Origin of the sequence: Streptomyces beihaiensis (genome assembly GCF_026274175.1) — a bacterium.
Taxonomy (GTDB): domain Bacteria; phylum Actinomycetota; class Actinomycetes; order Streptomycetales; family Streptomycetaceae; genus Streptomyces; species Streptomyces beihaiensis.
The window spans coordinates 53,398-78,921 of sequence record NZ_JAPHNL010000024.1; the positions used below are offsets into that span (position 1 = coordinate 53,398).

Consider the following 25,524-nt stretch of genomic DNA (forward strand, 5'->3'; position numbering starts at 1 on the left):
GGCTCGTTACGAGGTTTCGAGTCCCGGTTACAGCGCGTCCGGGCCGCGTTCACCGGTCCGGACGCGTACGGCCGTCTCGACGGGCACCGCCCAGACCTTGCCGTCTCCGATCTTGCCGGTTCGGGCGGCCTTGACCACGACATCGACGAGCTGGTCGGCGTCGTCGTCCTCGACGAGCACCTCGATCCGGATCTTGGGGACCAGGTCGACGGTGTACTCGGCGCCGCGGTAGACCTCGGTGTGGCCGCGCTGGCGGCCGTAGCCGCTGGCCTCGGTGACGGTCAGGCCCTGGACGCCGAAGGCTTGGAGGGCTTCCTTGATCTCGTCGAGCCGGTGGGGCTTGACGACGGCGGTGATGAGCTTCATGCCTCAACCTTCTTCGCGGCAGCGTCGCTGCCCTGGGTGGTCCGAGGGGTCGGGGTGACGGCTGCGGAGGAGACCATGTGGGCGCCGGCCGCCGAGGTGAAGTCGTACGCGGTCTCGGCGTGCTGGCTCTGGTCGACTCCGGTGAGCTCGTCGTCCTCGGCGGCACGGAAGCCGATCGTCTTCTCGATGACGAGGGCGAGGACGTACGTGACGACGAACGTGTAGCCGATGACCGAGCCCGCTCCGATGGCCTGCGAGACGAACTGGTCGAAGCCGCCGGCGCCGTTGATGGCGAGGAAGCCGACCATCAGGGTGCCGAGGATGCCGCCGACCATGTGGACGCCCACGACGTCGAGCGAGTCGTCGAAGCCGAGCTTGTACTTGAGGCTGACGGCCCAGGAACAGACGGCACCGGCGACGACACCGATGAGCAGGGCGCCGAAGGCGTTGACGTTGCCGCCGGAGGGGGTGATGGCGACGAGACCGGCCACGGCGCCGGAGCAGGCGCCGAGCGTGGTGAACGCGCCGTGCCGGATCCGCTCGTAGATCAGCCAGCCGATCATGGCGGCGGCGGTGGCGATCTGCGTGTTGTAGGCCATCAGTCCGGTGGTGCCGTCGACGCCGAGTTCGGAGCCCGCGTTGAAGCCGAACCAGCCGAACCACAGCAGAGCCGTGCCGAGCAGGACGAGGGGCAGGTTGTGCGGGCGCATCGGGTCCTTCTTGAATCCGATCCGCTTGCCGACGACGAGGACCGCGGCGAGGGCGCCGACACCGGCGTTGATGTGCACGGCGGTACCACCGGCGAAGTCGATGACGGCCGGGTGCAGCTGGGCGAGCCAGCCGCCGCCCCAGACCCAGTGGGCGACCGGGAAGTACACGACGGTGACCCAGACCCCTATGAAGATCATCCAGGCGCTGAACTTGACGCGGTCGGCGAGGGCGCCGCTCATCAGGGCGGCGGTGATCACGGCGAACAGCATCTGGAACAGGGAGAAGGAGAAGAGCGAGATCTTGTGTCCCGCGAAGTTCAGCATGGTGCTGTCGGGCTTGACGCCCTTGAGGCCGATGAGGTCGAAGTTGCCGATGAAGCTTCCCGAGCCGCTGAAGGCCAGGGAGTGCCCGTACAGCACCCACAGGATGCTGACGATGCCCAGGGAGATGAAGGACATCATCAGCATGTTCAGAACGCTCTTGGACCTGACCATGCCGCCGTAGAAGAGGGCGAGACCAGGCGTCATCAGCATGACGAGCGCTGCGCTGATCAGTACGAATCCGGTATCTGTGCCGTTCAAGGCCGGTGTCTCCTCGTCGTCGGAAACGGCCCGTGCGGAGGCTCACGCTGTGGGGAGAGGGCCGACTGTGGTGAGGAGACTGACGCAGGCCCGTTTCGCGGGGCGCGCCGGAATGTTGCGGGCGGATGACGAAGGCGGCCGCCGCGTTACCACTGGGTGAAACGCCGGATCGCCGGTGGGGCGATCGTTATCGTGGCGCAACGTCGCCCGGGGCCGCCCGGGGAAAGGAACCGGCCGCGGCCGCCCGCCTCCGCTGACCTGGCGTGGGAGAGCCGAGTCGGACAGTCTCGGGGGCGGCGGGCCGCGGCCGGGGTACGGGGCCGTGCCGGAGCGGGTGTGCCTGAGTGCGGGCGCGCCCGGGTGCGGGGCGTGCCCGGGGTCAGACCGCCGCTTCGGCGGTCTCGGGCAGCTGGACGGCGAGCTGCTCGGCGAGCTGGTTGACGGCGGGGACGTCCCCGAAGTCCCGCACGGCGGTGTCGACCGTCTTGCGGATGCGGGTGTTGACCCGCTCGGAGCGCACCTTGCGGGCGATGCCCAGGGCCTTCTCGGCGAGGACCGTGGACTGTTCGGGCTCCTTCTGCAACAGGTGCACGGTGGCCATGCCGATCAGATTGAGCGCGTACGAACGCTGGTGCTCGGCGTCCTTGCCGAACAGGTCGACCGCGCGCTGCATCAGCGGCTGTGCCATGGACGCGTACGCGGGGCTGCGCCCGGCCACGTAGGCGAGGTCACGGAAGGAGTGGCTGTTCTCGCCGTGCAGCTCGGCCTCGGAGAAGAAGCGGATCCAGTCGGGCTCCGGCTCGTCCCAGTCGTCGGCGTCGCAGAAGGTGTCTTCGGCCATCCGCACCGCGCGCTTGCACTTGCCGGGCTGCCCCATGTTGGCGTACGCGCGCGCTTCCATCGCATACAGCATGGCCTGGGTGCGCGGGCTCGCGCAGTCGCGGCTGCCGTACTGGCCGAGGTGGATGAGTTCCAGGGCGTCCTCGGGGCGGCCGAGGTGGATCATCTGGCGGCTCATGCTACTCAGGACGTACGAGCCGAGGGAGCGGTCGCCCGCCTCCTTGGCGGCGTGCAGCGCGAGCACGAAGTACTTCTGCGCGGTGGGCTGCAGCCCCACGTCGTAGCTCATCCAGCCGGCGAGTTCGGCGAGTTCGGCCGCGACCTTGAACAGGCGCTTGGTGGTGGCCTCCGGCTGCGGTTCCTGGAGCAGGTCGGTCACCTCGTGGAGCTGCCCGACGACCGCCTTGCGGCGCAGGCCGCCGCCGCACTGGGCGTCCCACTGGCGGAACATGACGGTGGTGGACTCCAGGAGGTCCAGCTCGGGCTTGGAGAGCCGGTTGCCGCGGCGCGCGCCGCTGTCCGCGTCGGCGGCGGGCCTGGACGGGGCGCTGCCGGGGGCGGGCACGAGCCAGCGCTGCATGGGCTCGATGAGGGAGGGGCCCGCGGCGAGGGCGAGGGAGCTGCCGAGGAAGCCGCGCCGCGCGAGCATCAGGTCGCTGCGGGAGAACTCACCGATGAGCGCGACGGTCTGCGGCCCGGTCCACGGCAGGTCGACCCCGGAGACGGAGGGCGCCTGGTGCGCGGCCCTGAGACCGAGGTCCTCGACGGCGACGACACAGCCGAAGCGCTCGGAGAAGAGCTCGCTGAGGATTCTCGGGATCGGCTCGCGCGGGTTCTCGCCGTCGAGCCAGCGCCGCACCCTCGATGTGTCGGTCGACACGTGATTGGCACCCAACTGCCGGGCCCGCCGGTTCACTTGCCGTGCCAGCTCGCCCTTGGACCAGCCGCTGCGCACGAACCACGAACCGAGCAGTTCGTTCGGACGCTTCTCAGCGTTCGTCACGCTGCCGTCGCTGCCGCCCACTGGAACGCCCCCATCCCTGAAGCCATCTGATGACGCTCATCGTCAAGTCCTGTTCGGCACTCTTGCCTAGAGACCCACCAGGATGCCGTCAACAACCGTCTCCCGTCCGGCAGTTGCCACTCGTCGAACAGAGTACCGAGTTGCCTCCGGCATACCCATGAGTGCACCTACCCGCCGGGTTCGTGTACTGAAAGTAATCCTACGATCACCCCTCCGGCGAGCGAGAACGCGGAAACGCCACCATTCGCCACCCCTTCGAATGAACTCGGGAACGGCCGCACACGATTCACTTGACATAGGACAGCCGGAAGTGGGTGGAACGTGGTGCATGCGGGGCGCGCGAATCGGAGCGCACCACCCCGGTTGCACCACTGCGCCGCCTCGACCAGGACGGCGGGGACACCGGGTCACGATCCGCATCCGGCACGTAACCACCGGCGCGCAGGACCCGTTGGAGGGGGCATGGGCTTCACGATCGGCGGCATCCGCGAGATGCGCTCCGGCTCACGTCGCCGGAGCCGGGCGGCATCAGGCCGCGACTCGGACCGCACCACGGTGGCGGAGTTCACCGGCCTGTGGGGCTGGGACGTGGTGCCCGGCGCGCGCGCCGTGGGCGGCTCCTGCTCCTGCGGACGAGCCGACTGCCCGTCCCCCGGTGCCCATCCGCTCGACCCGGACGCGCTCGTACCGGCCGGGGCCACGCTCGACGACGTGACACGGGCGTGGGGGCGGTTCCCCGGTGCGGCGGTGCTGCTCGCGGTCGGCCGCGCGTTCGACGTCATCGAGGTGCCGGAGGCGGCGGGCCGGCGCGCGCTGGTCCGCCTGGAACGGATGGGTGTTCCCCTCGGCCCGGTGATCGCCACCCCCCAGGGGCGCGCGCACTTCTTCGTGGCTCCGGGAGCGGCGGCGGAACTGCCCACCCTGCTCTACCGGATGGGCTGGGACGACGCGGCCCTCGACCTGCACGCGCTGGGCCCCGGCGACCACGTCACGGCCCCGCCCTCCGACCGCGGCGGCGAGGGCCCGGCGACGTGGCTGCGCCCTCCGTCCCTGGACACGGCGACCCAGCCGCCGCAGGCGCGCCTGCTGCTGGGGACGCTGGCGTACGTGGCGCACAGGTCGGGCTGCGCCTGAGGACGGCTCACCGAAGGGGCGCGGGGCCGCGTCGACGAGCGGCTCCGCCGCGGGGGCGCGCCACGCCACGACGGCGGCACAGTCCCCCACGAGAGGAAGCCCCGACGGCGAACGGCGAGCCAGGGACGAGGGAGGCCCCGCGCCCCCGGCAGGATCCGCCGGACAGGCCCTAGTCGCCGATGAGCGCGTCGACGAACACCTCGGGCTCGAACGGCGCGAGGTCGTCCGCCCCTTCGCCGAGCCCGACGAGCTTGACCGGCACACCGAGCTCCCGCTGCACGGCCACCACGATGCCGCCCTTGGCGGTCCCGTCGAGCTTGGTCAGCACGATGCCGGTGATGTCGACGACCTCGGCGAAGACACGGGCCTGCACAAGGCCGTTCTGGCCGGTCGTCGCGTCGAGGACGAGCAGCACCTCGTCGAGCGGCGCGTGCTTCTCCACGACCCGCTTGACCTTGCCCAGCTCGTCCATGAGCCCGGTCTTCGTGTGCAGGCGCCCGGCCGTGTCGATGAGCACGACGTCGGCGCCGATCTCGGCGCCTTCCTTGACCGCGTCGAAGGCGATGGAGGCGGGGTCGCCGCCCTCGGGCCCGCGCACCGTACGCGCGCCGACCCGCTCGCCCCACGTCTGCAACTGGTCGGCCGCGGCGGCGCGGAACGTGTCGGCGGCGCCGAGCAGCACGTTCTTGCCGTCGGCGACCAGGACGCGCGCCAGCTTGCCGGTGGTGGTGGTCTTGCCGGTGCCGTTGACGCCGACGACCATCACGATGCCCGGGGTGTCGAGCGGCGACTCCGTGTTCACGGTCCGGTCGAACTCGGGGACGACGAGCGTGAGCAGCTCCTCGCGCAGCAGGGCGCGCAGCTCGTCCGGGGTGCGGGTGCCGAGCACCTTGACGCGCTCGCGCAGCCGCTCGACCAGCTCCTGGGTGGGCTGCACGCCGACGTCGGCGGTGAGCAGGATGTCCTCGATCTCCTCCCAGGTGTCCTCGTCGAGGTGCTCACGGGACAGAAGGGAGAGCAGGCCCTTGCCGAGTGCGTTCTGCGAACGCGACAGGCGGGAGCGGAGCCGGACCATGCGGCCCGCGGTGGGCGCGGGGACCTCGACCTCGGGGGCGGCCGGTGCGGCCGGGGCGGGCGGCGCCTCCTCGACCTCTTCGACGGCCTCCTCGGTGACCGGGAGGTCGACCTCCTCGATCGTGCGCCGCGCCTCGTCGCGCGGCGTCTCGGCCTCTTCACCGACGTGCGGCTCGGCAGGCGGGGCGGCGGTGATGTCCGGCGTCGAGGGGGGCGGCGGGGGCAGCTGCTTCTTCCTGCGGCTTCCGACCACCAGCCCGCCGAGCGCGCCGATGACGACCACGGCGATGACTACAGCAAGGATCACGATTTCCATAACTCGTCCAGTATCAGTCATCGCCCTCCCGTGACACCGTCCTCGTAGCTTCACCCAAAGAACAAAAGCCACTAGTGGGATGGACTCGGACTAAAGTACGATGGAAGAGGAGACGTCAACGCGCGTAGAGTCCGACGCGATCGAACAAGGCGCGACCGAACTCGATCGAAGCAGTCCCCACGAGGGCCTCGAAGGGCCCGTCACCCCTACCCCCACCGGCTCCCCTGTCCCCCACGAGCGAGCCAGCGAGAGGCACGGAACCCCACCGCATGAGCAAGACCGCCGCATCAGAAGGCGCGCTGGAAACGCGCGGCATCGAGCCCGTTCCCGAGTCCGAGCGCACCGCCAAGACCCGCGAGCTGTTCCCCACGTGGGTCGCCGCCAACATCTCTGTGCTGTTGCTCACGATGGGCGCGAGCCTCGTCGTGGCGTACAAGCTGAACTTCTGGCAGGCCATCGCCGTCGCCGTCGCGGCGCCCGTCGTGTCGTACGGCCTGGTCGGCCTCATCGGCATCTCGGGCAAGCGCGGCGGCGCCCCCGGCATGGCGCTGTCCCGCGCGGTCTTCGGCCAGCGCGGCAACCTGCTGCCCGGCTCCCTGATCTGGATCGCCCGCTGGGGCTGGGAGACGATCAACGCGGTGACCGGCGCGTACGCCGTGCTGACCATCCTGGACATCCTGTTCGGCATCCAGCAGAACAACGTCCTGGTCATCGTCACCCTGCTGCTGTTCGTCCTCTCGACGTTCGCGATCTCCGGCCTGGGCATCAACGCCGTACAGAAGTGCAGCAAGTACGCGACGTACCTCTTCGGCGCCTTCTCGGTCCTGGTCCTGGCCTACCTGGTCGTCAACACCGACTGGTCCGCCGTCTTCCACCGCCCCGCCGGTCAGACCTCCCTGATGGTCGCGGGCATCGGCATGATCGCCGCCGGTGGTGTCAGCTGGATTCCGACCTCGCCGGACTTCACCCGCTACCTGCCGCGCACCGCCTCGTCCAAGGCGATCGTGGGCAACTCGATCGGCGGCGCGGGCATCGTCGTACTGCCGATGGTCCTGATGGGCGCGGTCATGGCGGTCTCCACGCCGGACCTCGCCAAGGCGCAGGACCCGGTCTCGTTCCTCGGCGAGATCCTGCCGATGTGGATCGCGGTGCCGTACCTGCTGATCGCCCTGATCGGCATGCTGCTGATCAACGCCATGTCGATGTACTCGGCCGGTTTCACCGCCCAGACCCTGGGCTTCAAGGTCCCGCGCCACTGGGCCGTCTCCATCAACGCGCTGATCTCGCTGGTCTTCGGCGCGATCCTGATGCTGGTCGCGACGAGCTTCATGGGTTCGTTCATCGCGTTCCTGTCGCTGCTCGCGGTCGCCTTCTCCGCGTGGGTCGGCGTCTTCGGCGCGGACATGTTCAAGCGCAAGCACTACGACGCCGCGGCCCTGGTCGACACCACCCGCACCAGCGCCTACTGGTACAAGGGCGGCTTCTCCCCGGCCGCCGTCGCCGCGTGGGCGATCGGCCTGGTCACGGGTCTGCTGTTCACGTCGTCCGACTGGTTCACGGGGCCGCTGGCCACCGGCAACTTCGTGGGCCGGTACGGCCTCGGCTGGGTCGTGACGATCATCGTCTCCGGCCTGCTCTACCTGGTGCTGCCCAAGCCCGCGGACACCACCACGCCGCAGGCGGACACCGAGCACACCGCCGAGGCGGCGCCCGGAAAGCCCGAGCCCATAGCAATCTGACTTCACGTCAGCTACGGTCCCCCTCCACGAGACGCCTCGCGGAGGGGGACTTTCCATGTCCGGCACGCCCGTGTCCGTCGTGCGGTTCAACCTGGTCGACCCGGCCGGCACTCCCGCGTCGCTGAGCGAGCGCTACCGGGCGGCCGTCAGCATGGCGGCGTACGCCGATCAGCAGGGTGTGGCCACCGTGCAGACCGAGGAGCACCACGGCGTCGCGAACAACTGGCTGCCCTCGCCGTTCACATTCGCCGGTGCGGTCCTCGGCGCCACCCGGAACATCGCGGTCACCGTCTCCGCGATCATCGGCCCGCTGCACGATCCGCTGCGCCTGGCGGAGGACATCGCCGTACTGGACCTGATCGGCGGCGGGCGCCTGGTGACGGTGGCCGGAATCGGCTACCGGCCCGAGGAGTACGCGCAGTTCGACGTGGAGTGGGCGCGGCGCGGCAAGCTCCAGGACGAGCTGATCGAGACGCTGCTGAGGGCGTGGACCGGCGAGGAGTTCACGTTCCGCGGGCGCCGGGTCCGGGTCACCCCGAGGCCGTTCACGCAGCCACATCCGCTGCTGCTCGTGGGCGGTTCGTCGCGGGCGGCGGCGCGGCGGGCGGCGCGGTTCGGCCTTCCCTTCTTCCCGAGCGCCCATCTGCCGGAGTTGGAGACGTACTACAAGGAGCGCCTGGTCGAGTACGGCACCGAGGGCTGGACCATGATGCCCGCCGAGTCCACTCCCCTGCTCCACATCAGCGAGGCCCCGGACCGCACCTGGGCCGAGCACGGCACGCACTTCCTGCACGAGGCCCGCACGTACGCCTCCTGGCAGTCCGGCCGGATCCGCTCGGCGGTGAAGTCGGCGGCGACGTCGGTGGAGCAGCTGCGCGCCGAGGGGGTCTACCGCGTGCTCACGCCCGACCAGTGCCTGGAGCAGGGCCTCGACAACCTGGTGCTGCATCCACTGGCGGGCGGTATGCCGGTCGACGAGGGCTGGCGCAGTCTGCGCCTGTTCTGCGAGAACGTACTGCCCCGGCTCACGGGATGAGCCGGGGCAGTGACGTCGACGGGGAGATGGCAGCGGGGACTTGAGTTCCACCTCCCCGGGTTCTTCGGGGAGGGCCGGGTCAGCCCATTTCCTCCAGGGCCTTGCCCTTGGTCTCCTTCACGAACTTGAGCACGAAGGGGATGGAGAGCGCGGCGAAGACCGTGTAGATGATGTACGTGCCGGAGAGGTTCCAGTCGGACAGCGACGGGAAGCTCGCGGTGATCGCCCAGTTGGCGATCCACTGCGCGGACGCGGCCACGCCCAGCGCCGCGGCGCGGATCTTGTTCGGGAACATCTCGCCGAGGAAGACCCAGACGACGACACCCCACGACAGGGCGAAGAAGAGGACGAACAGGTGGGCGGCGACCAGGGCGACCCAGCCCTGGGTGCTCGGCAGCTTGCCGTCCACGAGGTGGTACGAGAACGCCCATGCCTCCAGGGCAAGGCCGACGACCATGCCGACCGAGCCGATGAGGGCGAGCGGCTTGCGGCCGATGCGGTCGACGAAGATCATCGCGATCACGGTGCCGATGATGTTGATGATCGACGTGGTGAACGAGTAGAAGAACGAGTCCGCCGGGTCGATGCCGACCGACTGCCACAGCGTGGCGGAGTAGTAGAACGCGACGTTGATGCCGACGAACTGCTGGAAGGCCGAGAGGCCGATACCGATCCAGACGATCGGCTTGAAGAAGAAGCCGCCGCCGAGGAGGTCCTTGAACGTGGACTTGTGCTCGCTCTTCATGGCGAGCTCGATCTCGGCCACCCGCGCGTCGAGGTCGACGTCCGAACCCTCGACCTCGGCGAGGACGGTGCGCGCCCGGTCCTCCTTACCCGCGGAGATCAGGTAGCGCGGCGACTCGGGGATCGCGAAGGAGAGCAGGCCGTAGAGGGCGGCCGGGATGACCATGACGCCGAGCATGACCTGCCATGCCTCAAGGCCCATCAGTTCACCGCGCTGCTTGCCGCCCGCGGCGTTGAGCAGGCCCCAGTTGACCAGCTGGGAGACGGCGATGCCGACGACGATCGCGGCCTGCTGGAAGGAGCCGAGCCGGCCGCGGTAGGCGGGCGGGGCGACCTCGGCGATGTAGGCCGGGCCGATCACGGAGGCCATGCCGATGGCGAAGCCGCCGATGATGCGCCAGAGCATCAGGTCCCACAGCGCGAACGGCAGCGCGGACCCGACGGCGCTGACGGTGAAGAGGACCGCGGCAATCTGCATGCACCGGATGCGGCCGATCCGGTCGGCGATACGGCCGGCGGTCGCGGCGCCGACGGCACAGCCGATCAGGGCGATGGCGATGACCTGGGCCAGGGTGCCTGAGCCGATGTTGTACCGGTCCCGGATGGCCTCGACGGCGCCGTTGATCACGGAACTGTCGTAGCCGAAGAGGAAACCGCCCATCGCGGCCGCCGCCGCGATGAAGATGACATGTCCCAGATGCTCGGGCTGGGCCGCCCGGGCTCCTGACTTGGGTGCCGCTGTGCTGGTCACGTGAACTCCTCGGGCCACCGGCTTCGCTGCCGGGGGTGGGGGCGAGCCCTTCCAGTGGCGCACAACTTCACGCCGCCCACCACCTGAAGGTAAAAGCAACGTTGCAGAGACTATGCCTTCAAGTTTCGAAGTCAATAGTTCATGGACTGTGAATTTATCAGCACAGGAGTGTCGCCTTGCGTTCAAGACTTGAACACTGCTAGGAGTCGGCCAGGTCAGAGCCGGGGCAGGGGCCCCGGCCGGTCGCGATGCGTTCCGGGCCGGTCTCTCAGCGCAGTCGCTGACTGATGACCTTCGACACCCCGTCACCCTGCATGGAGACGCCGTACAGCGCGTCCGCCACCTCCATCGTGCGCTTCTGGTGCGTGATCACGATGAGCTGCGATGCCTCCTGCAGCTCCTGCATGATGCGGATGAGCCGTTGCAGGTTGGTGTCGTCGAGCGCCGCCTCGACCTCGTCCATGACGTAGAACGGACTGGGCCGCGCCTTGAAGATCGAGACGAGCAGCGCCACGGCCGTCAGCGAGCGCTCGCCGCCTGAGAGCAGGCTCAGCCGCTTGACCTTCTTGCCCGGCGGCCGGGCCTCGACGTCCACGCCCGTGGTGAGCATGTTGTCGGGATCGGTCAGCACGAGGCGCCCCTCGCCGCCCGGGAAGAGACGGCCGAAGACTCCCTCGAACTCGCGGGCGGTGTCCCGGTACGCCTCGGTGAAGACCTGCTCGACGCGTTCGTCGACCTCCTTCACCACTTGAAGCAGATCGGCGCGGGTCTTCCGCAGGTCCTCCAGCTGCTCACTGAGGAACTTGTGCCGCTCCTCCAACGCCGCGAACTCCTCCAGGGCCAGGGGGTTGACCTTGCCGAGCTGCTTGTACGCCCGCTCGGCCGAGGCGAGCCGCTTCTCCTGCTCCGCACGGACGAACGGGCGGGGCTGGTTGCGCGGGTGCTCCGGATCCTCGGGCAGCTCCTCGCCGTCGGCGGGGAGCGAGGGCGGCACGGGCTGATCAGGCCCGTACTCCGCGACGAGCCCGGCCGGCTCCACACCGAGTTCCTCCAGCGCCTTGGTCTCCAGCTGCTCGATCCGCAGCCGCTTCTCCGCGCCGAGTACCTCGCCCCGGTGGACCGAATCCGTCAGCTTGTCGAGCTCCGCCTTGAGGTCGCGGCCGCGCGCCCGCTCGGCGACCAGCTCCCGCTCACGCTCCGCCTTGGCCCGCTCGGCGAGTCCTCGCTCCTGGTCGGCGCGGGCGATGGACACCTCTGCGTGGGCGAGCAGCTGCCGGGCCCCGGAGGCGACGGCCTCGGCGACGGCGGCCTCGTACTTCAGACGGGCGCGGCGGCGTTCGGCACGCGCGCGCGCCTCGCGTTCGGCGCGGGCGGCACGGTCGAGCGAGTCGGCGCGCCCCGCGAGGCCCTTGACCCGCTCCTCGTGCGTACGGACCTGGAGGCGGGCCTCCATCTCCGTCTGGCGGGCGTTGGCGCCGTCGGCGGAGAGCCTGTCGCGCACGGAGGTGTCGGGTTCCTCGTCGCCTCCCTCCCCGAAGGCGGTCTGCTCCTCGGCCACGGCGAGCCGCTCGGCCAGCTCCTCGGCCTCCAGAACGGCCCGCTCCAGGGCGTCCTGCGCCTTGGCCGCCGCGGCGGCGCTGCGCTCGGCCTCCCCCGCGGCGCCGCGCGCCTGCCCGGCGAGGCGGCCCAGTTGCTGGGCCCGCCCGGAGCGCTCCCGCTCCGCGGCCCGCTGCCGCTGCCCGAGCTCCTCGACGAGCGCGGCGCACTCGGTGCGGCGCTCGGCGGCGACGCGCTGCGCCTCACCGAGCTCCTCGCACTCGGCGTCGAGCCGCTCGAACTCGGCCGCGGCCTGGTCGACGGACGCCTGCACCTCGAGGAGGCTGGGCGCCCCGGCCGACCCGCCGTGCGCGAAGTGCGCCCCGAGCAGGTCGCCCTCGGCGGTCACCGCGGTCAGCTCGGGCCGCGCGTAGACCAGATCCTCGGCGTCTTCGAGCGTCCCGACCACCGCGATCCCACGCAGCAGGTGCCGCACAGCGGACATCAACTCGGCCGGGCCCCGGACCAGTTCGGCGGCGTAAAGGGCGTTGCCGGGGGCATTGCCAGGGGTGTTGCCAGAGGCGGCGGCGCGTTGCGGCCAGGGGACGGCGGCAGGGCCGGGCGAGTCGGCGGCCTCCGGCGTGCGGGCGGCTTCGCCGTCGGCGGCGACCGCCTGCCCACGAGGGCCGTCGGGCACGGCGCCGGGCCGCGTCTCGGCAGAAGGAGCCCCCGGCCCGGCGGTGGGGGCCGCGGGGGCGGGCTCGGCCGGGAGGGGGGTTGTGGTGGGGTCGCCCGTGAGGAGGAGTGCGGCGCGGCCCGCATCCTGTTTGCGGAGTTCTCGTAGTGCCTCGGCCGCGGCCGCCGGGGTCGTGACCGCGACCGCGTCCGCTGCCGCGCCGAACGCGGCCGCCAACGGGACCTCGAAGCCCGGCGCCACCGAGAGCAGCTCGGCGGCGGGGCCGAGGAGACCGGTGAGGCGGTCGCGGGCGGCGAGCAGGGCGCCGGTGCCGTCCTTTCGGCGCAGGCCGAGGGCGAGCGCCTCGTGCCGTGCCGCGGTCGCCGCCCGCTTCCGCTCGGCGGCTGTCATGGCCTCCCGCGCGGCGGACAGGGCGGCCTCCGCCCGGGCAAGGGCCTCCTTGGCCTCGGCGTGCCGCTCGGCGAGATCCGCGTCTGTGGCGTCCAGGCCGTCGACCTCGGCCTGCGACTGCTCGTACTCCTCCTGAGCCTGGACCGCCCGCGTCCGCGCCTCGTCGCGCGCGGTGGCGAGGCGGTCGATCTCGGCCTGGGCGGAGGCGGCGCGCGACCGGGCCGCGTTGGCCTGGCCCTGGAGCCGGGCGAGTCCTTCGCGCCGGTCGGCGATGGCGCGGGCGACGTCCTTGAGGCGGCGTTCCTCGACGGCCAGCTCCCGTTCGAGCTCGGCGCGGTGCGCGACGGTCTCGTCGAGCGCGATCTGTGCCGCCTCCAGCGCGGCCGTCAGCTCGGCCTCCTGCTCGCGCACCCGCGCGGCCTCGCGTTCCAGGTCCTCCGGGTCGCGCCCGCGCCGCTCCTCGTCCGGTGCGGAGGCGGCGCTCTTGACCCGCGCGTCGGCGAGCGAGACCGTGCCGCGCACCCGCTCGGCCAACTGCGACAGCTCGTACCAGGTCTGCTGGGCGCGTTGAAGGCGCGGCGTGAGCTGCCGGACCTCGTCCTCCAGGTGCCCCTCGCGCAGCAGCGCCTTCTTCAGCTCCTCCTCGGCCGCCTCCTTGCGCCGCTTCAACTCGGCTTCGTCGGCGACCTCGGCGCTGAGCGCCTCCCGCAGGCGTACGAGATCGTCGGCGAGCAGCCGCAGCCGCGCGTCGCGCAGGTCGGCCTGGATGACGGCGGCGCGGCGGGCGACGGCGGCCTGCCTGCCGAGGGGCTTGAGCTGGCGGCGCAGTTCTTCCGTCAGGTCCTGTACGCGCGCGAGGTTGGCCTGCATCGCGTCGAGCTTGCGCAGCGCCTTCTCCTTGCGCTTGCGGTGCTTGAGGACGCCCGCGGCCTCCTCGATGAAGGCGCGGCGGCCCATGGGGTCGGCGTGCAGCACGCCGTCGAGCTGGCCCTGTCCGACGATGACGTGCATCTCGCGGCCGATGCCGGAGTCGGAGAGCAGTTCCTGGATGTCGAGCAGGCGGCAGGTGTCGCCGTTGATCTGGTACTCGCTGCCGCCGTTGCGGAACATCGTCCGCGTGATGGTGACCTCGGCGTACTCGATGGGCAGCGCGCCGTCGGTGTTGTCGATGGTCAACGACACCTCGGCGCGGCCGAGCGGCGGGCGACCGGTGGTGCCGGCGAAGATGACGTCCTCCATCTTGCCGCCGCGCAGCGACTTGGCGCCCTGTTCGCCCATGACCCAGCTCAGGGCGTCCACGACGTTGGACTTGCCCGAACCGTTGGGACCCACGACGCAGGTGATGCCCGGCTCGAACCGCAGGGTGGTGGCCGAGGCGAACGACTTGAACCCACGCAGGGTCAGGGCCTTGAGGTGCACGCCGTCGGACTCTACCGGCCGGCCCTGTCCCACTCCATGAACCCACGGTTTCACCCATGAACGCGCAGGGCACATCAGACGTTAAGAAAACGCTTCGGTGCGCGGGGGCGTAGAGGCCGGGGCGGGGCTCCATGCGGCGAGGAGGACGCCGCGCAGCACAGGGACACCGCGTAGCGCCGTGCACACGCAGGGGCGTGGCGGACCCGCAAGAAAGAAGGGACGCCGGAGCGTCCCTTGCATATCTCTGTCAAGCGGCTGTTACGAGCAGCCTGACCACGTGCGTCGTCCGTCGCATGCGGTCAGGTGAGCGCAGGCTCCGCCTGGGGTACGTCGACCTCGATGAGCGAGTCGTGAGAAGCGGCAGCCGCGAGCGCGTCGTTCTCGGCCTGGATCCGGACAAGCTCGGATTCCAGGTCCTGGACACGCTGCTGGAGCCGTCGCATCTCGGCGAGGAGTCGCGGGTCGCTGCCGCCGACGTAACCGAGAAGCGCCTTTGCCATGATGGATGGTCCTCCACACTGAGTGACCGACCGAATCGGTGTGGGTCGTGAGGGAAATCGCACCCGCGGTGCTTGGCACTTCTTGTCCTGCTGCCGTTCTCACATGCCAAACAGCTAAGGTGCGCGGGGCTTCCAGAGTCTCACCAAAAAGTTTGACGGTCAACACGATCACACCCCGTATCGGCGGGCAGCCCGGGGGCCTGACGCCGCAGATTGTCCGGCGCGGCCTGACCGTCGGGGCCCGGGGGCGTAGAGATCATCCGTCGTTCCGGAGCCTGCCACGGCTGCCGCGTATTGGCAACCACCTGGGGGTTTTCGCCGGAAGCAGGCGCCGGGGGCGGGCGTGCGCCGGGGGCGCCCGCCCGGCCTGCGGCGACGTTCAGCGGATGGCGAACCCATCGTAGCCGCCGCGCGGTGTGCCCCAGATCTCAGTGACTCCGTCGACACGGCCGGGTGTGTCGCCGTTCTCGAGCCAGTCGAGCAGCCGCTCGCACTTGTCACGGGTCCCCTCGGCGACGACCTGCACACGGCCGTCGTCCAGATTGAGAGCAAAACCACTCAGGCCACCGAGCTCCAGGGCCGCCGCCCGCGTGAACCAGCGGAAACCCACGCCCTGGACGCGTCCTCGCACCCACGCGGTGAGGCGCACATCATCGTTCATGGCTGCACGCTAACGGCCAGATTGCTCACAGAGCACTTCCTCCCCTTGCGTTCTGGGGTACCGTCGCCGACCGACGACCCTCACCCGTTCGGGTGATTTTCATGCAGTCGTGCACGGATGACGGCATGATCGTGAGGACTGAGGAAGGCCAGGACATGGGACGCCATCGTCGCGCCGCCGCCGGCCGCGCCACGCACACCGAAGAGGCCACGCGCACCGAAGCGTACGACTCCGCCCCCGGTGCGGATCACGCGGGGGTGCGTGCCGACGGCTCCCCCTCCTCCGCCCGCTCGCACCGCCGCAAGAAGCGTGGCGGCCCGGTCCGCACCGGCCTGATCGGCGTTTCCGCGGCCGTCGCCCTGGGCGCGGTCGCGGTGACGACGGGCCTGATACCGGGCGCCGACCACCTCAAGTTCGGCGACGGCGCCGCCGACAAGGTGCGGGCCGCCGGTTCTCCCGGCATCGAGCCGCAGGGCAGCCGGGACGGGTCGGTCTCCGGCCGGGCGCCGTCCTCCGCGAGCCGCGGCACCGACCGGCCCGACCTGCCGGCCGCCTCGCCCTCGAAGGCCCCCTCGAAGTCCCCCTCGGCCACACCGTCCGCCCACCCGTCGAAGTCGCCGAGTCCGTCGAAGAGCCCGAGCCGTACGCGGACGAAGAGCGCGGCCCCGTCCACCACCGCGCCCGCCCCCGCCAAGTCCAAGGCGCCGACGGACGGCGGCTCGGCGTCCGGCTCCGGGGCGGCTTCGGCCACGTCGGAGAAGGCCGCCGTGGCGCAGGTGCTGTTCCTCGTCAACCAGGAACGTGCGAAGGCAGGCTGCACGGCGGTCACCGAGGACACCAAGCTCGACGCCCTGGCGACCGCCTTCAGCGACGACATGGCGCGGCGGAACTTCTTCGACCACACCGATCCGGACGGCGCCTCGCCGTGGGACCGCGCCAAGGCCGCCGGGATCACCAACCTCGGCGGTGAGAACATCGCCCGCGGCCAGGCCGACGCGCAGGCGGTGATGGATGCCTGGATGAGCAGCCCCGGGCACCGCGCCAACATCCTCAACTGCGACTACAAGACGCTGGGCATCGGTGTGCACTTCGGCGAGGGCGGGCCGTGGTGGACACAGGACTTCGGCTTCTAGCGGCGAGAACGGCACTGACTTGTGGTCAGCGCCACCCGCTGGCCGGCGCCGCGCGACAGTACCCTTCCGGTATGGACCACATGGACCAGCCGGAGAAGCCGGAGCGAGCTGAGAGGCCGCGGAGAGCGGAGACGGCGGACGCGCTCGCCTACGACGTCTTCTCCCGGGCCTGCCCCTCACGCGGCACGCTGGAACATGTCACCGGCCGCTGGGGCGCTCTCACCCTGGGGGCGCTGTACGACGGGTCGTTCCGGTTCAACGAGCTGCGCCGCCGGGTGGACGGCGTGAGCGAGAAGATGCTCTCGCAGACGCTGCATGCCCTGGAGCGCGACGGCCTGGTGCACCGCGAGGCACAGCCCACCAATCCGCCGCGCGTGGACTACGAGCTGACACCGCTGGGCCGGGACGTGGCCGAGCGGCTGCTCGCCCTCATCCACTTCGTGGAGGGGCGGATGGACGAGGTTCTGGTGGCGCGTGGGCGTTACGACGACGCGGCGCGCGAGACGCGTGGCGGGCGCTGACAGCGCGGGCAGTAGTAGCTGGACCGGTTCATCCAGGGGCGGCGGCGCATCGGGGTTCCGCATCTGCGGCACGGCTCGCCCTCGCGTCCGTACGCGTCCAGGGAGCGGTCGAAGTAGCCGGACTCGCCGTTCACGTTGACGTACAGGGAGTCGAAGCTGGTGCCGCCGACGGCGAGCGCCTCGTTCATCACGTCCCGTACGTGGCCGAGGAGTTCGGCCGTGCGGGGGCGCGTGAGGGTGGCGGTGGGGCGCTCGTAGTGCAGCTTCGTGCGCCAAAGCGCCTCGTCCGCGTAGATGTTGCCGACGCCGCTGATGAGCGACTGGTCGAGCAGGGCCCGCTTGATGGTGGTGCGCTTGGCGCGCAGCGCGGTGTGGAACGCCGCGTCGTCGAAGAGCGGGTCCAGGGGGTCCCGGGCGATGTGGGCGATCACGTCGGGCAGGCCGTCGGGGCTGTCGGCGACGGTGTCGTGGAGCGAGAGCCCGCCGAAGGTGCGCTGGTCGACGAAACGGAGTTCGGTGCCCGCCGCCACGCGGGCCTGCCCCGTCGACGTGTCCTCGAAGCGGATGCGGATGCGCAGGTGTTTCTCGTCCGGGGCGTCGTGCGCCTTGATGAGGAGCTGTCCGCTCATGCCGAGGTGCGCGAGGACGGAGGTGTGGGCGTCTTCGAGGGGCAGCCAGAGGTACTTGCCCCGGCGGTGCGGTTCGCCGATGCGGTGGCCCTTGAGGCGGTGCGTGAAGTCGTCGGCGCCCGCGATGTGGCGGCGGACGGCGCGAGGGTGGAGGACCTCCGCCTCGGCGACGGTGCGGTGGGCCACCCAGCGGGCGAGGCCGCGCCGGACGACCTCCACTTCGGGCAGCTCTGGCACGGGGTCCTCCGGAGGGGTACGGGTGGGCTGGGCGCGGGCAGCGTATCTCGCGGTCGACGGGTGCGGTGAGCCGGGGCCGAACCCCCGCGCCCTCGTCGGACCGCGCCGGGGTGGCAGGCGCGGCGCCCGGGCGCGCTCGCCGGCACGGTGTGCGCTTGCCCTCCGCCTCGGCCAGGTCCGGACGATCGGCGGGCTGCCGGCAGCGGTTCGGCCAGGCGGGGCGTGGCCGGGGGTCCGTACGCTGTCGCGGGCCGCGCCGTGCGAAAGCGGATTCCGCACGGCGCGCGCCACCAGGGCGCGAGCAGAAACCGCCCGTGCCCGCCGGAGGCATCCGGCGGGCACGGGCGGTGGTGGAAGCGAAGAGTGCTACGCCTCGGGCGCGAGGTCCTTGGCCTTGGCACGCTCGTCGGCGGCGGCACGGATCTCCCGCCACGCGGACTCGGCGGCCTGCTGCTCCGCTTCCTTCTTGCTGCGGCCGGTGCCGGTGCCGTACGAGACGCCTCCGACGCGGGCGGCAGCAGTGAAGGTCTTCTCGTGGTCGGGGCCGGTCTCGGAGACCAGGTACTCGGGAACGCCGAGCCCTTCGGTCGCCGTGAGTTCCTGGAGACTGGTCTTCCAGTCCAGGCCGGCACCCAGGTTCGAGGACTTCTCGATCAACGGGTCGAACAGCCGGTGCACCAACTCGCCCGCGGCGTCCAGCCCCTGGTCCAGATAGACCGCGCCGATCACCGCTTCCAGGGTGTCGGCGAGGATGGACGCCTTGTCCCGGCCGCCCGTGCCCTCTTCACCGCGGCCGAGCCGGATGAAGGAGCCCAGGTCGAGCCCGCGGCTGACCTCCGCAAGCGCACGCGAATTGACCACCGCGGCCCGCAACTTGGCCAGCTGGCCTTCGGGCAGGTCGGGGTGGGTGCGGTAGAGCGTGTCGGTGACCACCAGGCCGAGCACCGAGTCGCCCAGGAACTCCAGGCGCTCGTTGGTCGGCAGGCCGCCGTTCTCGTACGCGTACGAGCGGTGCGTCAGTGCGCGCACCAGAAGGGCGGACTCGAGCTTGTACCCGAGCCGCCCTTCCAGAAGCGTGTGGGACGAGGCTTTGGTGTCGGCCGGGCTACCTCCACTTGCGCGGAGAGAGCTCTTCTTGGCACCAGACATTGAGCCTCTCACCAGCCGCTCAGACCTCGAGGACCTGGCGCTTGTTGTAGGTGCCGCAAGACGGGCACGCGATGTGCTGCTGCTTGGGCTCGTGGCAGCGCTCGCACGCAACCAGGGGGGTGACCGCAGCCTTCCACTGCGACCGGCGGTGGCGCGTGTTGCTGCGCGACATCTTCCGCTTCGGAACAGCCACGGCTACTTCTCCTGCTTCTCGTCGACGCCCGCTTGCGCTTCGGCGCCGCTCATCTCGTCCTTCTCGCCGTCCTGGATGGATTCAGCGAGTCCCTGCAAAGCCGCCCAACGGATGTCGACGGCGTCATGGTGGTGGTCCGGGTCGTCCGCGAGCCGCGCCCCGCACTGGGAACACAGGCCCGGACAGTCGTCCTGGCACACCGGCTGCATCGGCAGTGCGAGCACCACCGCATCACGCAGCACGGGCTCGAGGTCGAACAGGCCGTCCTCGAGGAAGAGCCTGTCCTCGTCGTCCTCGGCGTCGTCGCCGGGCTCCGCCGCAGGGCGGCCCCGGTCGTCGGCGTCAGGGTACGAGAACATCTCCTGGAAGTCCGCTTCGACCTCAAGGTCGAGCGGCTCCAGACACCTTACGCACTCCCCCTTCGCCGACGCACGGGCGGTGCCTGTGACGAGCACACCTTCCATGACCGACTCGAGGCGGAGGTCAAGTTCCACCGGGGCGCCTTCCGGCACTCCGACGACTCCCTCGATACCGAGGTCCTTGGGCGCTTCGACCGAGCGGGACAGCCGCTGCATGGCACCGGGACGCCGGCCCAGCTCGTGCGTGTCGAACACGAGGGGGTTGCGGTGGTCGAGGTGCGTGCTCAGGGCTGGTTCCTGCTTTCGTACGTCAAGGCCTGGGGCCCGGAAGGGAGGAGCCGCCCTGGATCTCCTGCGGAATTCCGGGCAGCCCGGACCGCACGTCTACGCGCGGCCGAAGAACCAGGATACTTGACCGGCCGCTCTGGGCCCAATCCGGGCAGCGGCCCTCACCGGTCGGTGCCCCTCGCCGGTCAGCGGCCCTGGTCGTACTGGCGCTCGTACTGACGCACCTGCTCCATGCTGATCATGCTGGTGTCGAAGAGGCTGGTCTCGTCGAGCGCGCCCGCGCCCTGCTGCTGCGCGGGGTCCTGGGGCTGCTGATAGGCCGCGTACGGGTCGTGCTGCCCGTACGCCGCCGCGTAGGGGTCCTGCTGGGGCTGCTGGGGCTCTTGCTGCGCCTGGTACGCGTACGGGTCCTGCTGGTAGGCCGCGTAGGGGTCCTGCTGCCCGTACGGCTGCTGCTGGTAGGCGGCGTACGGGTCCTGCTGCTGCGCGTACGCCGCCACCGGCTGCTGCTCCGGGATCTGCGGGGCGGCGGGCTCCTGCCGGGGCACGTCGGTGCCCTGGACGCCCTGGGTGCCCTGTGCGTCCTGGGCGCCGATCTCGGCGAGGCCCGCCAGGTAGTCGGCGTCGCTGGTGTGCGCCTGCGCGCCGTCCTCGCCCGCCTGAAGGGCGCCCAGGTCGTCGGTGGCGATACGGCCGTGCAGCTTCTGGCGGCCCTTGCCGACGGCTTCCAGGGTCTTGGCGAGCACCGCCTCGAACGCGCCGAGCTTGGCGTCCACGTACGAGTCGGCGTCGCGGCGCAGCGTCTCGGGGTCGTGACTGCGCTCGGGGGCGTCGTCGAGCTCGGGGTCCACGTAGCCGTCCTCGTCGAGGCCGGGTCCGGTGCCGAGGAGTTTCTCGCGGCCGCGGCCGACCGAGCCGAGCGTCTTGTTGAGGACGACCTCGAAGTTGGCGAGCTTGGAGTCGACGTAGTCGTCGGCCTCGGCGCGGACCTCCTCGGCCTCGCGGCGGGCCTCGGCGAGGATGCGATCGGCCTCGGCCTGGGCGTGGCGGGCGATCTCGGTGTCGGCGATCAGCGAGCCGCGCTCGGAGTGGGCGGTCTCGATGATCCGCTCGGCCTCGGCGCGGGCCTGTTCGACCATCTGTTCGCGGCCGCCGATGAGTTCCTGGGCCTGGGCGAGCGAGCCCGGCAGGGCCTGGCGCACGTCCTCCAGCATCGCGAGCAGTTCGGCGCGGTTGACCACGCACGAGGCCGACATGGGCATCGACCGGGCACTGCCGACCGCGGTGACGATCTCGTCGAGCTTCTTCTGGACGTCCACCGTGTGCTCGCCACTCTCTCGTCGTGTCACAGGGACAGGGATCTCACCGGGCTGCCGGTGACGGACGGGTCGACTGTATGCCCAACTGGCGCACGTGTGTCACGTCTTGCCGTCCACGCGCACGCGCGCGTGGGTCACTTCTCGGCGAGGCGTTCGGTCAGGGCACGGTGCACGGCCGGCGGGACCAGGTGGGAGACGTCGCCGCCCCAGGTCGCGACCTCCTTGACCAGCGAGGAGGACAGGAAGCTGTAGGTGGGGTTGGTCGGGACAAAGAGGGTCTCGACTCCGGACAGGCCGTTGTTCATCTGGGCCATCTGCAGCTCGTAGTCGAAGTCGCTGACCGCGCGCAGGCCCTTGACGATGGCGGGGATGTCGCGCTGCTTGCAGAAGTCGACGAGCAGACCGTGGAACGCCTCCACCTCGACGTTGCCGAACTCGGCGGTGACCTCGCGGATCAGCTCGATCCGCTCGTCCACCGTGAACAGGCCCTGCTTGGACTTGTTGATCATCACCGCGACGTGCACCACGTCGTACAGCTTGGAGGCGCGGGCGATGATGTCGAGGTGGCCGTTGGTGATGGGGTCGAACGACCCGGGGCAGACTGCGCGGCGCACGGGAAGTCCCTCGCTCTCCGGTCCGGTCATCGTGCGTCGTCGCACGTGAGGGTGGTGGTCAAGGCGGCGCGACCGTACCAAAACGTGCCTTCGCCATAGCGCCGGGACCTCAGGGGCTCGAACCCCCGCGGCCACCGGAATTCGCCGCCTCTGGTGCTGCGTTCCACGGTGACCAGCGCTTCTTCGGCGAGCCAGCCCTGCGCGCGGAGTGTGAGCAGAATCTCCCGAAGATCGTCGTCGGCGACGGCGTACGGAGGGTCGAGAAAGACCACGTCGTAGGGCGTGGCCGGGGGCGGGCCCGCGACGACCTGCTCCGCCCTTCCGGTACGGGCCTCCGCCCCGGGCAGGCCGAGCGCGCGCACGTTCTCGCGTACGGTGCGGGCCGCGCGGGCGTCGGCCTCGACGAGCAGCACGTGGCCGGCGCCGCGGGACAGCGCTTCGAGGCCGACCGCGCCGGAGCCCGCGTACAGGTCGGCGACGCGGATGCCGTCGAGGGTGCCGAGGAGCGCCTCCCAGGTGGAGAAGAGACCCTCGCGCGCGCGGTCGGAGGTCGGGCGGGTGCCGTTGCCCGGCGGCACGGCCAGGCGGCGTCCGCCGGCGCGTCCGGCGATCACGCGGGTCATCTCTCGGGGTCCTTGTCGGCGTCGCGGGTGTTCGGGCCCGACCAGTGTCTCAGCCCTTGTCCAGGTACTGCTCCCGCTCCTCGTCCAAAAGCGCCTCCAGGGCGGTGCGCAGGCCGGGCAGGCGGGTCAGCTCCGGGTCGGCCGTGACGACCTTGGTCGCCTCCTCGCGGGCCTCGGCGATGATCTCCTCGTCCTCGATGACGGCGAGCATCCGCAGGGACGAGCGCACGCCGGACTGGGCCTGGCCGAGGACGTCGCCCTCGCGGCGCTGCTCCAGGTCGATCCGGGAGAGCTCGAAGCCGTCGAGCGTGGCGGCTACGGCGCCGAGGCGGGCTCGGGCGGGGCTGGCCTCGGGCATCTCGGTGACCAGGAGGCACAGGCCCGGCGCCGAGCCGCGGCCGACACGGCCGCGGAGCTGGTGCAGCTGGGAGACGCCGAACCGGTCGGCGTCCATGATCACCATCGCTGTGGCGTTCGGCACGTTCACGCCGACCTCGATGACCGTGGTGGCGACCAGGACGTCCGTCTCGCCCGCCGCGAAGCGGCGCATCACGGCGTCCTTGTCGGCGGGCTGCATCCGGCCGTGCAGCACTTCGACCTTCAGGCCGCGCAGCGGCCCGTGGGCGAGCTCGTCCGCGACGTCGAGCACGGCGAGCGGCGGGCGTCTCTCCGCCTCGTCCTCGGCGGACTTCTCGCCCTTGTCGCCCTTCTTGCCCGCCTTCTCGTCCTCGTCGTCGCCGATGCGGGGGCAGACCACGTACGCCTGGTGCCCGCCTTCCACCTCCTCGCGGACGCGTTCCCACGCGCGCGCGAGGAAGTGCGGCTTGTCGGCGGCGGGGACGACGTGGCTGGCGATCGGCGAGCGTCCGGCCGGGAGCTGGTCGAGGACGGAGGTCTCCAGGTCGCCGAAGACGGTCATGGCGACGGTGCGCGGGATGGGGGTGGCGGTCATGACCAGGAGGTGCGGGGGCTTTTCGCCCTTCGAGCGCAGGGCGTCGCGCTGTTCCACCCCGAACCGGTGCTGCTCGTCCACGACGACCAGGCCCAGGTCGTGGAAGCGCACCTTGTCCTCGATCAGCGCGTGCGTGCCGATGACGATCCCGGCCTCTCCGGTGGTCAGGTCGAGCAGCGCCTGGCGGCGGGCCGCGGCGCCCATGGAGCCGGTGAGCAGCACGACCTTGGTGGAGTGCTCGGCGCCGCCCAGCATCCCCGCCTCGGCCAGCTCGCCCATCATCTCGGTGACCGACCGGTGGTGCTGCTGGGCGAGCACCTCGGTGGGCGCGAGCATCGCGGCCTGCCCGCCCGCGTCGACGACGGTGAGCATGGCGCGCAGCGCCACCATCGTCTTGCCGCTGCCCACCTCGCCCTGGAGCAGTCGGTGCATCGGGTGCTCGGTGGCGAGGTCGTCGAAGATCTCGCGGGAGACCTTCCGCTGGCCTTCGGTGAGGGTGAAGGGCAGTTTCGCGTCGAAGGCCGTCAGCAGGCCCTCGGGCTTCGGGGCGCGCGCGACGGCGGTCAGCTGGGTGTCGGCGAACCGGCGGCGGGCGAGGGCCACTTGGAGGACGAACGCCTCGTCCCACTTCAGGCGGGCGCGGGCGTCGGCGATGTCGGCCTTGGTGTGCGGTCGGTGGATCTTGAGCAGTGCCTCGGTGAGCGGGACCAGACCGCGCCCCTCGCGCAGCGACTCGGGCAGCGGGTCCTCCGCCTCCCGCGCGCTGGGCAGCACCAGGTCGACCGCCTTGGCGATCTTCCAGGACTCCAGTTTGGCGGTGGCCGGGTAGATCGGGATGAGCGCACCGGCCCACGAGTCGACGGCATCGGCGGCCTCCTCGGAGGAGTCGGCGCGCAGCAACTGGTAGGCGGGGTGAGCCAGTTGCATCTTGCGGTTGAAAACCGACGCCTTGCCCGCGAACATCGCGCGCGTGCCGGGCTGCAGGTCCTTGTGCGGCTTGTGGATGCCGCGGCCGAAGAAGACGAGCTGGAGCTGCCCACTGCCGTCGGTGATGGTCACCTCCAGGCGCTGGCCCCTGCCCCCGTTGAACTTCAGGACGCGGGCGGAGGCGACCTGCGCGACGACCGTGACGTGCTCGTCGAGCGGCAGTTCGGCGAGCCGGGTCAGTTCGCCGCGCTCGGCGTATCTGCGCGGGTAGTGGTGGAGCAGGTCGCCGACGGTGTGCAGGTCCATGTGCTCGGCCATCACCTTCGCGGTGGCGGGGCCGAGCACCTTCTTCAGCGGTTCTTCGAGCGCGGGCACGGATCCATTCCACACCACGGCACTGACAACGAGCGGGCGTGACGCCCGGTCGTCGTCGGGGCCCGGATCACTCGACGCCGATCAGCATGAGCGGCGACTGCCGTCCGCCGCGGTAGACGACCGTGTCCACGGCCAGGTACGTCTCGCGGACGTGTCGTTCGAGTCCCTCCGCGAGTTCGTCGGGCACCTGCTCGCCCAGGACGAGCGTGACCAGCTCGCCGCCGGCCGCGAGCATCCGGTCCAGGGTCGTGCGGGCGGTGGCGGCCAGGTCGCCGCCGATGACCGCCACGTCGTCCTCGATGAGGCCCAGGACGTCCCCGGCCTGGCAGATGCCGGCCATGGTCCACGACTGCCGCTCGGCGACGGCGACCTCGCCGTACCGGGTCGCGCCCGCGGCGGAGGTCATCGCGACGACGTCCTCGTCGAAGCGCCGGTCGGGCTCGTGCACGGCGAGCGCGGCGATGCCCTGGACGGCGGACCTGGTCGGGATGAGCGCGACACGGACGCCCTCGGCGCGTGCCTGGTCGGCCGCCGCGGCCGCGGTGTGCCGCAGGTCGGCGTCGTTGGGCAGCAGCACCACCTCGCGCGCGTGGGCGCGCCGGATGGCGTCGACCAGCTCTCCGCTGGCGGGCGGTTCGCCGGGCCGGTCCGGCACGGTCGTGGCACCCGCCTCGGCGTACAGGCCC

Annotated in this window: 21 protein-coding genes and 1 pseudogene; 5 read left to right on the top strand and 17 right to left on the bottom strand. The window is 71.0% G+C overall.

The window, feature by feature from the left end; all coding sequences use genetic code 11:
- Nucleotides 1-27: 27 nt before the first annotated feature.
- From OFY01_RS03860 to nsdA, 3 genes are all read right to left on the bottom strand, one after another.
- Entirely contained in the window at nt 28-366 is a 339-nt protein-coding gene (locus OFY01_RS03860; RefSeq protein ID WP_266596273.1) for a P-II family nitrogen regulator, read from the bottom strand.
- On the bottom strand, nt 363-1,658 hold the full coding sequence (locus OFY01_RS03865) for an ammonium transporter (protein WP_266596274.1): 1,296 nt from the start codon (nt 1,656-1,658) through the stop codon (nt 363-365). The genes OFY01_RS03860 and OFY01_RS03865 overlap by 4 nt, the downstream gene beginning before the upstream one ends.
- A gap of 379 nt (nt 1,659-2,037) precedes the next feature.
- On the bottom strand, nt 2,038-3,522 hold the full coding sequence (nsdA, locus tag OFY01_RS03870; protein WP_266596275.1) for a transcriptional repressor NsdA: 1,485 nt from the start codon (nt 3,520-3,522) through the stop codon (nt 2,038-2,040).
- A gap of 462 nt (nt 3,523-3,984) precedes the next feature.
- Between nsdA and OFY01_RS03875 the strand changes: the two genes are divergently transcribed.
- Entirely contained in the window at nt 3,985-4,656 is a 672-nt protein-coding gene (locus OFY01_RS03875) for a bifunctional DNA primase/polymerase (RefSeq protein ID WP_266596276.1), read from the top strand.
- A gap of 169 nt (nt 4,657-4,825) precedes the next feature.
- Here OFY01_RS03875 and ftsY read toward each other — a convergent pair whose 3' ends face one another.
- Nucleotides 4,826-6,046, bottom strand: coding sequence for a signal recognition particle-docking protein FtsY (ftsY, locus tag OFY01_RS03880; protein WP_266596277.1), 1,221 nt, complete (start codon nt 6,044-6,046; stop codon nt 4,826-4,828).
- A gap of 269 nt (nt 6,047-6,315) precedes the next feature.
- On the opposite strand from ftsY, the gene OFY01_RS03885 reads away from it, so the two are divergent.
- Both OFY01_RS03885 and OFY01_RS03890 read left to right on the top strand, forming a co-directional pair.
- Nucleotides 6,316-7,785, top strand: a complete 1,470-nt coding sequence (locus tag OFY01_RS03885) for a cytosine permease (protein ID WP_266596278.1) — start codon at nt 6,316-6,318, stop codon at nt 7,783-7,785.
- 55 nt (nt 7,786-7,840) lie between these two features.
- Nucleotides 7,841-8,821 (top strand): LLM class flavin-dependent oxidoreductase, encoded by a 981-nt coding sequence (locus OFY01_RS03890; RefSeq protein WP_266596280.1) that lies wholly within the window; start codon nt 7,841-7,843, stop codon nt 8,819-8,821.
- Between the two features lie 79 nt (nt 8,822-8,900).
- On the opposite strand, the gene OFY01_RS03895 is transcribed toward OFY01_RS03890, so the two are convergent.
- The 4 genes from OFY01_RS03895 to OFY01_RS03910 form a co-directional block, all read right to left on the bottom strand.
- Complete coding sequence (locus tag OFY01_RS03895) at nt 8,901-10,316, bottom strand: sugar porter family MFS transporter (RefSeq protein ID WP_266596282.1); 1,416 nt, start codon at nt 10,314-10,316, stop codon at nt 8,901-8,903.
- 268 nt (nt 10,317-10,584) lie between these two features.
- Complete coding sequence (locus OFY01_RS03900; RefSeq protein WP_266596284.1) at nt 10,585-14,358, bottom strand: AAA family ATPase; 3,774 nt, start codon at nt 14,356-14,358, stop codon at nt 10,585-10,587.
- Between the two features lie 299 nt (nt 14,359-14,657).
- Nucleotides 14,658-14,858 carry a hypothetical protein gene (locus tag OFY01_RS03905; RefSeq protein WP_266596286.1) on the bottom strand — a complete coding sequence of 67 codons (201 nt, stop codon included), beginning with the start codon at nt 14,856-14,858 and terminating at the stop codon, nt 14,658-14,660.
- Between the two features lie 379 nt (nt 14,859-15,237).
- Entirely contained in the window at nt 15,238-15,519 is a 282-nt protein-coding gene (locus OFY01_RS03910) for an acylphosphatase (protein ID WP_266596288.1), read from the bottom strand.
- Nucleotides 15,520-15,674: 155 nt separating this feature from the next.
- Between OFY01_RS03910 and OFY01_RS03915 the strand changes: the two genes are divergently transcribed.
- Complete coding sequence (locus tag OFY01_RS03915) at nt 15,675-16,652, top strand: CAP domain-containing protein (protein ID WP_266596290.1); 978 nt, start codon at nt 15,675-15,677, stop codon at nt 16,650-16,652.
- 80 nt (nt 16,653-16,732) lie between these two features.
- Nucleotides 16,733-17,173 (top strand): winged helix-turn-helix transcriptional regulator, encoded by a 441-nt coding sequence (locus tag OFY01_RS03920; protein WP_266596309.1) that lies wholly within the window; start codon nt 16,733-16,735, stop codon nt 17,171-17,173.
- Here OFY01_RS03920 and mutM read toward each other — a convergent pair.
- The 9 genes and pseudogenes from mutM to OFY01_RS03965 all read right to left on the bottom strand — a co-directional run.
- Entirely contained in the window at nt 17,134-18,039 is a 906-nt protein-coding gene (mutM, locus tag OFY01_RS03925) for a bifunctional DNA-formamidopyrimidine glycosylase/DNA-(apurinic or apyrimidinic site) lyase (RefSeq protein WP_266596292.1), read from the bottom strand. The genes OFY01_RS03920 and mutM overlap by 40 nt on opposite strands.
- A gap of 366 nt (nt 18,040-18,405) precedes the next feature.
- Complete coding sequence (gene rnc / locus OFY01_RS03930; RefSeq protein WP_407700273.1) at nt 18,406-19,200, bottom strand: ribonuclease III; 795 nt, start codon at nt 19,198-19,200, stop codon at nt 18,406-18,408.
- A gap of 7 nt (nt 19,201-19,207) precedes the next feature.
- A complete protein-coding gene (gene rpmF, locus OFY01_RS03935; RefSeq protein ID WP_015657589.1) occupies nt 19,208-19,381 on the bottom strand; it encodes a 50S ribosomal protein L32 in 174 nt (57 codons plus the stop codon).
- 2 nt (nt 19,382-19,383) lie between these two features.
- Complete coding sequence (locus tag OFY01_RS03940; RefSeq protein WP_266596311.1) at nt 19,384-20,028, bottom strand: YceD family protein; 645 nt, start codon at nt 20,026-20,028, stop codon at nt 19,384-19,386.
- 185 nt (nt 20,029-20,213) lie between these two features.
- Nucleotides 20,214-21,347: a cell division initiation protein gene (locus tag OFY01_RS03945; RefSeq protein ID WP_266596313.1), complete on the bottom strand. Its 1,134-nt coding sequence runs from the start codon at nt 21,345-21,347 to the stop codon at nt 20,214-20,216.
- Nucleotides 21,348-21,481: 134 nt separating this feature from the next.
- On the bottom strand, nt 21,482-21,961 hold the full coding sequence (gene coaD, locus OFY01_RS03950; protein WP_266596297.1) for a pantetheine-phosphate adenylyltransferase: 480 nt from the start codon (nt 21,959-21,961) through the stop codon (nt 21,482-21,484).
- Between the two features lie 26 nt (nt 21,962-21,987).
- Nucleotides 21,988-22,584 (bottom strand): 16S rRNA (guanine(966)-N(2))-methyltransferase RsmD, encoded by a 597-nt coding sequence (rsmD, locus tag OFY01_RS03955; protein ID WP_266596299.1) that lies wholly within the window; start codon nt 22,582-22,584, stop codon nt 21,988-21,990.
- A 49-nt stretch (nt 22,585-22,633) separates the two neighbouring features.
- Nucleotides 22,634-24,781, bottom strand: coding sequence for an ATP-dependent DNA helicase RecG (gene recG, locus OFY01_RS03960; protein WP_266596314.1), 2,148 nt, complete (start codon nt 24,779-24,781; stop codon nt 22,634-22,636).
- A 124-nt stretch (nt 24,782-24,905) separates the two neighbouring features.
- Nucleotides 24,906-25,524, bottom strand: a pseudogene (locus OFY01_RS03965) (DAK2 domain-containing protein); the annotation flags it as partial.